The organism is Clostridia bacterium, from assembly GCA_019683875.1.
Classification (GTDB): domain Bacteria; phylum Bacillota; class Sulfobacillia; order RBS10-35; family Bu92; genus Bu92.
Genome location: JADGHN010000077.1, coordinates 1 through 8,130, shown reverse-complemented (window position 1 = coordinate 8,130; position 8,130 = coordinate 1). Strand labels below are relative to the sequence as shown.

At 73.2% G+C, this 8,130-nt stretch carries 7 protein-coding genes; all 7 read left to right on the top strand.

What is annotated here, in order from left to right; all coding sequences use genetic code 11:
- Positions 1–615: phosphoglycerate kinase (gene pgk / locus IRZ18_07060; protein ID MBX5476859.1), on the top strand; the 615-nt coding region annotated here is incomplete at its 5' end.
- A gap of 2 nt (positions 616–617) precedes the next feature.
- Positions 618–1,472: a triose-phosphate isomerase gene (gene tpiA / locus IRZ18_07055; protein MBX5476858.1), complete on the top strand. Its 855-nt coding sequence runs from the start codon at positions 618–620 to the stop codon at positions 1,470–1,472.
- An 8-nt stretch (positions 1,473–1,480) separates the two neighbouring features.
- On the top strand, positions 1,481–3,067 hold the full coding sequence (locus tag IRZ18_07050; protein ID MBX5476857.1) for a 2,3-bisphosphoglycerate-independent phosphoglycerate mutase: 1,587 nt from the start codon (positions 1,481–1,483) through the stop codon (positions 3,065–3,067).
- A gap of 21 nt (positions 3,068–3,088) precedes the next feature.
- Positions 3,089–4,372: a phosphopyruvate hydratase gene (gene eno / locus IRZ18_07045; GenBank protein ID MBX5476856.1), complete on the top strand. Its 1,284-nt coding sequence runs from the start codon at positions 3,089–3,091 to the stop codon at positions 4,370–4,372.
- Between the two features lie 75 nt (positions 4,373–4,447).
- On the top strand, positions 4,448–4,678 hold the full coding sequence (gene secG, locus IRZ18_07040) for a preprotein translocase subunit SecG (protein ID MBX5476855.1): 231 nt from the start codon (positions 4,448–4,450) through the stop codon (positions 4,676–4,678).
- A 283-nt stretch (positions 4,679–4,961) separates the two neighbouring features.
- On the top strand, positions 4,962–6,977 hold the full coding sequence (locus IRZ18_07035) for a sodium-translocating pyrophosphatase (protein ID MBX5476854.1): 2,016 nt from the start codon (positions 4,962–4,964) through the stop codon (positions 6,975–6,977).
- Between the two features lie 25 nt (positions 6,978–7,002).
- On the top strand, positions 7,003–8,130 hold a 1,128-nt coding region (locus tag IRZ18_07030; GenBank protein ID MBX5476853.1), incomplete at its 3' end, for an RNB domain-containing ribonuclease.

Sequence of the window (8,130 nt, the reverse complement as noted above, 5' to 3'; positions counted from 1 at the left end):
GGCGGCGGCATGGCGAACACGCTGCTCGTGGCGCTGGGCTACGACATGGCGGACTCGCTCGTCGAGGCGGACAAGGTCGAGGAGGCGAAGGCGCTCATCGCCGACGCGCAGGCCCGCGGCGTGGAGCTCCAGTTCCCCGTCGACCTCGTCGTCGCGGAGTTCTTCAACCCTGACGCGCCGGCGCGGACGGTGGAGGTCGGCCAGATCCCGTCCGGCTGGCGGGCGCTCGACATCGGCCCCCTCACGGTGCAGCGGTACGCGGAGGCGCTGTCCGGGGCCCGGACGGTGTTCTGGAACGGGCCGATGGGCGTCGCGGAGTGGAAGGCCTTCGCGCGCGGCACGGAGGGGGTGGCCGCGGCCGTGGCGCGCCACGAGGGGTACACGGTCGTGGGCGGCGGCGATTCCATCGCCGCGCTCAAGAACCTGGGCCTGGCCGGCGAGGTCGACCACGTCTCCACGGGGGGCGGGGCCTCGCTCGAGTTCCTCGAGGGGCGCGAGCTGCCGGGCATTGCCGCGATCCCGGACGCGGGGACGCCGGAGTCCGCGCGGGACGACGCCCCGGACGGCGGGGCGGACAACGCCTCCGGCGGGCGCGGGGCGGCGCGTCGCCCATGAGCGTGCGCCGACCGCTCGTCGCCGGCAACTGGAAGATGCACAAGACGACGGGCGAGGCCCTCGGCCTCGTGAACGGGCTGCTCGCCCTCCTGCCGGGCGACCCGGCGGACCGGGGCGAGGTCGAGGTCGTGGTGTGCCCGCCGTTCACCGCGCTCTGGCCCTGCGGCCAGCGCCTCGCGCACGACGAGCGCGTGCGCCTGGGCGCGCAGGACGTCTTCTGGGCTCCGGAGGGCGCCTACACCGGCGCCGTTTCGCCCGCCATGCTCCTCGACGTCGGCTGCGAGTACGTGATCGTGGGCCACTCGGAGCGGCGCGCCGTCTTCCACGAGGCGGACGACGAAGCGGCGCGCAAGGCGGCGGCCGCCGCGGCGGCGGGGCTGCACGTCATCTTCTGCGTGGGAGAGACGCTTGAAGAGCGGGACGCCGGCCGCACGCGGGAGGTCGTCGCGCGCAAGCTGGCGCCGCTGTGGGCAAGCCTGCCGGAGCCGCCGTCCGGGATGGGCGGGGCGGCCCCCGCGCGGGCGGCCGCGGGCGGCGGCACAAAGCCGGAAGGTGCGACGCTCCGCCTATCCGTGGCCTACGAACCCGTATGGGCGATCGGCACGGGGCGCGCCGCCCAGCCGGACGACGCCGCGGAGGTGGCGGGCTGGATCCGCGAGGCGGCCGCGGCCGCGTGGGGCCGCCCCGCCGCGGACGCGCTGCGCGTGCTCTACGGCGGCAGCGTCAAGCCCGAGAACGCCGGCGCGTTCCTCGGCCGCCGGGAGATCGACGGCGCGCTGGTCGGCGGCGCCAGCCTCGACGCCCAGGCGTTCGCCGCGATCGTCGCGGCGGCACGCGGGAAGGCGGCCAACGCATGACGGCGCCGATCCGCGGACCCGTCGCCCTCATCATCCTCGACGGCTGGGGGCTGGCGCCGGAAGGGCCCGGCAACGCCGTGGCGCTCGCGCGCACCCCCAATTTCGACGCCATCTGGTCGAGCTGGCCGCGCACCACGCTGGACGCCTCGGGGGAGGCGGTGGGCCTCGCGGCGGGGCAGATGGGCAACTCGAACGTCGGCCACCTGAACCTCGGCGCGGGGCGCGTCGTCTATCAGGACCTGACGCGCATCGACCGCGCCATTGCCGAGGGCCGGCTGGCGGACAATCCGGCGCTGCGCCGGGTGCTCGAGGCGGCGCGCGGCGCGCGCCTGCACATCTGGGGCCTCGTCTCGGACGGCGGCGTGCACAGCCACATGCGCCACCTCCTCGCGCTGTTGGACGTCGTCGCGCGGGAGGGCGTCGAGACGTACGTCCACGCCGTGCTCGACGGGCGCGACACGGCGCCCACGGAGGGCCGCCGGTTCATCGCGGAACTGGAGGGCGCGTGCCGCGAGCGGGCCGGCGGCGCGGCCGGGGCCGGGGGAGAGGACGCGCCCGGCGACCGGAGAACGCCGCGCATCGCCACGGTGATGGGCCGGTACTACGCCATGGACCGCGACAAGCGCTGGGACCGCGTGCAGAAAGCCTACGACGCCATGGTCCACGGCCGAGGGCGCACGGCGCCGTCGGCGGAGGCGGCCGTCGCGGCCGCCTACGAGGCGGGCGAGACGGACGAGTTCGTGCAGCCGACCGTCATCGTGTCGGGGGACGCGCCGGTCGCGACCATCCGCTCCGGTGACGTCGCGCTCTGCTTCAACTTCCGCGCCGACCGGGCGCGCCAGCTGACGGCGGCGTTCGTCGACCCCGAGTTTTCCGCCTTCCCGCGCGAGTTCCCGCTTCTCGCGGCGTACGGCGCGATGACGGAGTACGACGAGACCCTGGCGGACCGCCTCGCCGTCCTCTTTCCGCGTCCCGTGCTCACGAACGTGCTGGGCGAGGTCGTCAGCCGCGCCGGCTTCCGGCAGCTGCGCATCGCGGAGACGGAGAAGTACGCGCACGTCACGTACTTCTTCAACGGCGGCGAGGAGCGGTCGTTCGAGGGGGAGGACCGCATCCTCGTGCCATCCCCGAAGGTGGCGACGTACGACCTGCAGCCCGAGATGTCGGCGGCGGAGGTGGCGTCGCGCGCCGCGGCCGCGCTACAAGAAGTTCCGTACCGGCTGCTCGTCGTCAACTTCGCCAACCCGGACATGGTGGGGCACACGGGCAGCATCCCCGCCGCCATCCGCGCCGTCGAGGCGGCCGACGCCGGCCTGGGCGTCGTCCTCGAGGCGGTGCGCGCGCGGGACGGGGCGGCGCTGGTGCTGGCGGACCACGGCAACGCCGAGGTGATGATCGACCCGGAGACGGGCGGCCCGTGGACGGCGCACACGACGAACCCGGTGCCGTGCGTGCTCGTCGCGCCGGGCTACGAGTCGGTCCGTCTGAGGAGTGGCGGCAACCTCGGCGACGCCGCGCCGACGCTGCTGGAACTGATGGGACTGGAGCAGCCGCCGGAGATGACCGGTCGGTCGCTGATCATGCGGTCGAGCTGAATCTTTAGGAAGGTGGATTCGATGTCGACGATCGTTTCGGTGCGGGCGCTGGAAATCCTGGACTCCCGCGGCAACCCGACGGTCGAGGTCGTCGTGGAGCTGGATGACGGCGCGCGCGGCGTCGCGAAGGTGCCGTCGGGGGCCTCCACGGGCACGAACGAGGCCGTCGAGCTGCGCGACAAGGATCGCGCGCGCTACCGCGGCAAGGGCGTGCGCAACGCGGTGAGCCACGTGGAGGGTCCGATCGCCGAGGCGATCGTGGGCTTCGACGCGTTTGACCAGACCCTCATCGACCAGACGCTCATCGAGCTCGACGGCACGCCGAACAAGGGCCGCCTGGGGGCCAACGCCATTCTCGGAGCGTCGCTGGCCGTCGCTCGCGCGGCCGCGCAGTCGGCCGGGCTGCCGCTCTACCGGTACCTGGGCGGGCCCGCCGGCCGCGTGCTGCCCGTGCCGCTCATGAACGTGCTCAACGGCGGCGCGCACGCCGACAACAACGTGGACCTGCAGGAGTTCATGCTCGCGCCGGTCGGCTTCGAGCGTTTCGCCGACGCGCTGCGCGCCGGCGCGGAGACGTACCATGCCCTGCACGAGCTTCTGAACGAGCGCGGCCTCGCGACGGGCGTCGGCGACGAAGGCGGCTTCGCGCCGAACCTCGCCCGTAACGAGGACGCGCTGGAGCTGCTCGTCCGCGCGATTGAGCGCGCCGGCTACCGCCCGGGAGAGCAGGTGGCGCTCGCGCTCGACGCGGCCGCGTCCGAGTTCCACAAGGATGGCGCCTACCACCTGGCCGGCGAGGGACGCCGCCTCGACGCCGGGGAACTGATCGATCTCTATGAGCGGTGGCTCGGCCAGTTCCCGCTCGTGAGCATCGAGGACGGCATGGCGGAGGACGACTGGGACGGGTGGCGGGAACTGACCCGGCGTCTCGGCTCGCGGCTGCAGCTGGTCGGCGACGACCTCTTCGTCACGAATCCGGCGATCATTCAGCGTGGCCAGCGCGAGGGCGTGGCCAACGCCGTGCTCATCAAGCTGAACCAGATCGGCACGCTCACCGAGACCCTTGACGCCATCGACACCACGCGCAGCTTCGGGTGGCGGGCGATCGTGTCCCACCGTTCCGGCGAGACGGACGACGCCACGATCGCCGACTTGGCTGTCGCCACGCGCGCCGGGCAGATCAAGACGGGCGCCCCCGCGCGAGGGGAGCGCGTCGCGAAGTACAACCGCCTGCTCTGGATCGAGGACGAGCTGGAAGGCGCCGCGACGTTTGCGGGACGCGGCGCGTTCGCCGCCGCCCGCTGAGCGGGCTGTGATACAATCGCAGGTGATTGCGCGCGCGCAGGCGGCGGCTCGCGCCTGCGGCTGGGGGTGGACTCGTTGTACACGGTTCTCGTGATCCTGCTCGTGATCGCATCGCTGGGCATCATCGCTTCCGTTCTTCTGCAGTCGGGACGCAGCGCCGGGTTGAGCGGCGCCATCGCCGGCGCGTCGGAGCAGGTGTTCGGCAAGCGCCGCGGTCTCGACCAATTCCTCGCGAAGGTCACGGTGGCGTTCGGCATCGTGTTCGCCATCGTGGCGCTCGCGATCACCGTCATGGAAGCCCGCTAGTCGCCGCCGTGGCGGGGGCGTCGCCGCCCTGGCAGCGCGCCGGGCGAACGCCGGCCCCCGCGTGGCCGAGGTGCGCCAGGCAGTTTTGCGTTCGGGCATTGGGCAGCGGAGAAGGCGTCCTCCTTGCGGGGGACGCCTTCGGTATTTCTTCGGTCGCCGCGGCGCCGGGGTCCGCGGGCCGCGGCGTCCGGGCCCGCGAGCCCGCCGGCCCGCGCGGCCCGTCTACACAGGCCCGGGGGCCCATATACATGGGGCAAACCCGTCGAATCCGAGGAGTGTCCCCATGCCCGCGAATGCGAACCTGATCGTTCTCGCCCCCGTCGCCGCCACGCTGTGCGTGCTGACGGCGCTGCGCCTGGCGAGGAGGGTGCGCCGCGCCGGCGCGGGAACGCCCGAAATGCAGGCCATCGCGCGCGCGATCGAGCGCGGCGCCAGCGTGTTCCTGCGCCAGGAGTTCCGCGCCGTGGCGCGCTTCGTCGCCGTGGTGGCGCTGGCGATGGTCGCCGCCTCCGCCTGGGGCGTCGCCGGCATGCGGCCGGCGACGGCCTTCACGTTCGTGCTGGGCGCGTCGGCGTCGCTGTTGGCGGGCTACATCGGCATGCGGATCGCGGTGCAGGCGAACGTGCGCACCGCCGACGCCGCGGCGAGCGGCGTGGCGCCGGCGCTGAGGCTGGCGCACAGCGGCGGCAGCGTGACCGGCTTGATGGTCGTCGGGCTGGGCCTCTGGGGCTTGCTCCTCGCCTTGGGCGTCGTCGACCTGCGTGACGCGGCGTCGTTCGCCGCGTTCAACGGGTTCGCCTTCGGCGCGAGCTCCATCGCGCTGTTCGCCCGCGTCGGCGGCGGGATCTTCACCAAGGCCGCGGACGTCGGCGCGGACATCGTCGGGAAGCTGGAGACCGGCCTCGCCGAGGACGACCCGCGCAACCCGGCGGTGATCGCCGACAACGTGGGGGACAACGTCGGCGACGTGGCCGGCATGAGCGCGGACCTCTTCGAGTCCTACGTGGGGTCGATCGTCGCGGCGGTCGGGCTCGCGGTGAACCAGCGGCTCGGCGACCACGCGGTCGCGTTGCCGTTCGTGCTCGCCGCGGTCGGCGCGCTCGCCTCGATCGCGGCCATCTGGGCGGCGAACATCGGCCGGCCGCAGGACGGCGCGGAAGCGGCCGCCGCATTGCGCAGGGGCGTCGTGCTGGCCGGCGGGCTCTTCGCCGCCGGGGCGGCGGCGCTGGGCGCCCTGGGCGCGGCGGCCTGGACGCACGTGGCGACGGCGATCCTGGGCCTCGCGGGCGGCGTCGTCCTCGGCGCGCTGTCGGAGTACTACACGGCGCCCGGGCGCGGTCCCGTGCGGGAGGTGGCCGCGGCGGCCCGCACAGGCCCGGCGACCGTCGTGCTGAGCGGGTTCGCCTGGGGCATGCTGAGCGCGGCGCTGCCCGTTCTGGCGGTTTCGGGCATCGCGCTGGCGGCGTACATGCTCGACGGGCTCTACGGCATCGCGGTCGCGTCCGTCGGCATGCTCGCCATCACCGGCTCCATCATGGCCGTCGACGCCTACGGGCCCATCGCCGACAACGCCGGCGGCATCGCGGAGATGGCGCGGCTGCCCAAGGGTGTGCGCGAGGTTACGGACCAGCTCGACGCGCTCGGCAACAGCACGGCGGCGGTCGGCAAGGGGCTGGCCATCGGTTCCGCGGCGCTCACGGCGCTCGCGCTCTTCTCCGCATTCACGGAAGCCGCGCGCCTGCCGTCCCTCAGCCTGCTCGACGCGCCCACGCTTGTCGGCCTGCTCCTCGGTGCCGTGACGCCGTACGTCTTCGCCGCCTGGGCGATCCGCGCCGTCGAGCGGGCGGCCGGCGAGATGGTCGAGGAGGTGCGCCGCCAGTTCCGGGAGGTCCGCGGCCTTTTGCAGGGCGAGGCGGACCCGGACCCGGAGCGCTGCGTGGCCATCAGCTCAAGGGCCGCGCTCAAGGAGATGGTGCTGCCTGGCGTGGCGGCGGTCGCGATCCCGATCGCGGTCGGCGTGATCCTGGGGCGCTCGGCGCTTGGCGGGCTGCTCGCGGGCGCTGCGGCGTCGGGCGTGGTCCTGGCCGTCACGATGGCGAACGCCGGCGCCGCGTGGGACAACGCGAAGAAGGAGATCGAGGCGGGACTCCACGGCGGCAAGGGCAGCCCCGCGCACGCCGCCGCCGTCGTGGGCGACACCGTGGGAGACCCGTTCAAGGACACGGCCGGCCCGTCGCTCAACATCCTCATCAAGGTGATGTGCGTCGTCGCCCTATTGGCCGCGCCGCTTTTGAGATAATCTATTCCAGGTGAAGCCGTTGCCTTTGCGTGACGAACTCTTGCGCTTCATGCGCGAACAGGCCTACCGCCCGCTCACGTTCAGCGAGCTGGCGGAGGTGTTCGGCGTTCCTGAAGAGGAGCGCGGCCTCTTCCGCCGCATGCTCGAAGAGATGGAAGCCGAAGGCGCCGTCGTGCGCACCCGCACCGCGCGCTACGGCGTGCCGGAGCGCATGAACCTCGTCGTCGGCACCTACCAGGGGCACATGAAAGGCTTCGGCTTCGTCCTGCCCAACCGCCCGGAAGAGGAAGACGTCTACATCCCGCCGGAAGCCAGCGGGGGCGCCATGCACGGCGACCTCGTCGTCGCGCGCGTGGAGTCCGCCAGCGAGGACGGCCGTCGCCGCCAGGGGGAGGTCATCCGCGTGCTCAAGCGCGCCGTCACGCGCGTCGTGGGCACGCTGGAACGCCACCGCGGGCACGGCTTCGTCATCCCGGACGACCGCCGCATCACCCAGGACATTTACGTCGCCAAGGGCGACATGGCCGGCGCCAAGGACGGCGAGAAGGTCGTCGTGGAGATCACCGGCTGGCCGTCGCCCCGCCGGGGCGCGGAAGGCCGCGTCGTGGAGCGCCTGGGCAAGGCCGGGCAGGCCGGCGTGGACGTCCGCAGCCTCATGGTCCAGTTCGACCTGCCCGCGGACTTTCCGGATGAGGTCCTCAAGGAAGCCGAACGCATTCCCGAGACCGTTCGCCCCGAGGACCTCGAGGGCCGCTGGGACCTGCGCGGGGAGCTCGTGTTCACCATCGACGGCGAGGACGCCAAGGACCTGGACGACGCCGTCTCGCTGGAGCCTATCCGCGGCGGTTGGCGGCTGGGCGTGCACATCGCGGACGTGAGCTACTACGTGCGCGAGGGGACCGCGCTGGACCGGGAGGCGCGGGAGCGCGGCACCAGCGTGTACCTGGTGGACCGCGTCATCCCGATGCTGCCGCCGCGCTTGTCCAACGGCATCTGCAGCCTCAATCCGGACGTCGACCGGCTCACGCTTTCCGTGTTCATCGACTTCGACGAGGACGGCCGGCCGCAGGCGCACAAGATCGGCACCAGCGTGATCCGCTCCCGCCATCGCCTGACGTACACGGTCGTGCGGGCGATGATCGAGGGCGACCGA